The 1,240-nt window shown below is 59.4% G+C and carries 2 protein-coding genes; both read left to right on the forward strand.

Annotation, left to right across the window (positions count from 1 at the left end):
• On the forward strand, nt 1–483 hold a 483-nt coding region (locus tag ACFFNA_RS35645), incomplete at its 5' end, for an enoyl-CoA hydratase/isomerase family protein (RefSeq protein ID WP_378924628.1).
• A 1-nt stretch (nt 484) separates the two neighbouring features.
• Entirely contained in the window at nt 485–1,177 is a 693-nt protein-coding gene (locus ACFFNA_RS35650) for a CoA-binding protein (protein ID WP_378924630.1), read from the forward strand.
• The last annotated feature ends 63 nt before the right edge of the window (nt 1,178–1,240 follow it).

Here is a 1,240-nt window from a genome sequence, read left to right on the forward strand (position 1 = left end):
ATTGCGGCGGTAAACGGCTATGCGCTTGGCGCCGGGGCCGAGATGGCTCTCGCTTGCGACTTTATAGTCATGGCCGCCTCAGCGCGGATCGGATTTCCCGAAATTGGCCTTGGCGCATTCCTGGGGGGTGGGGTTACAAACATCCTTCCACGGCTTGTCGGCCTCGCAAAAGCGCGTGAGCTGATCTTCCTCGGTCGGCAGATTGACGGAGGGGAAGCAGTCAGGATCGGACTGGCCTCACGCTGTATCCCCGACGAGGAGTTCGTTGAAGGCATCCGCACTTTGGCGAGCGAACTGTCAAAGAAGGCCCCATTCTCGATGCAGCTTGCCAAAGAGCAGTTGGCGTCAGCTGCTCACGGGACGTTCGACTCTGCTCTTACTGCTGAGCTTGAGGGCATGATGTTTTGTTCGACGACGCGCGATTGGCAGGAGGGCGTCGACGCCTTCGCGGAAAAGCGTTCACCGATCTTTCGGGGGGAATAACATGGCGTCGCATGTCCTCTTCAACATTCTGTCCCCCGACTCCATTGCGATCATCGGCGCATCCAAGAACCCGGCAAAGCGGGGATATCGGTCGCTAAGAAAACTCCTGGACGATGGCTATGGCGGGGCGATCTATCCGATCAATCCAAAAGAGAGTGAAATCTGCGGCATTAGGTGTCTGCCCGATCTGGGCAGCCTACCGGGGCCCGTCGACCTTGCGCTGGTCTGCACTCCAGCAGCGACGGTTGCTTCAGTCATCACCGAATGCGCCGCAAAAGGAGTGCGCGGCGCCGTGGTTCTGGCGGGTGGCTTTGGAGAGGCCGGAGGCGACGGCAAGCGGCTCCAGGATGCAGTGCTAGCCGCTGCGCGCGCTGGCGGGGTGAGGATCATCGGGCCAAACACCTCGGGCATGTTCAATACTCACAAAGCCTGCAATCTCGTCGGCTTTTCGGACTTGCGGAAGGGTAGCATTGGCCTTTTGTCCCAGTCGGGCAACATGGCTCTGTCCCTCGTCACCGAAGCTCAAGCCAACGGGCAGGTAGGCTTGAGCACTTATGTGGGTGTAGGTAACGAGGCCGATATTCGCTTCGACGAGTACCTCGACTACTTTACGGCCGATCCCAAAACCAACGTGGTGATCGCCTACGTTGAAGGACTGAACCGCGCCGGGTTTTCCGGAGGCCGTTTCGTTTGAGTCACGCGGCTATGGCTGGTTCATCCAGCATGGCGTAGTAGCGTTCCTCGGCTTCGGCCGGCG

Origin of the sequence: Mesorhizobium kowhaii (genome assembly GCF_042431665.1) — a bacterium.
GTDB lineage: Bacteria > Pseudomonadota > Alphaproteobacteria > Rhizobiales > Rhizobiaceae > Mesorhizobium > Mesorhizobium kowhaii.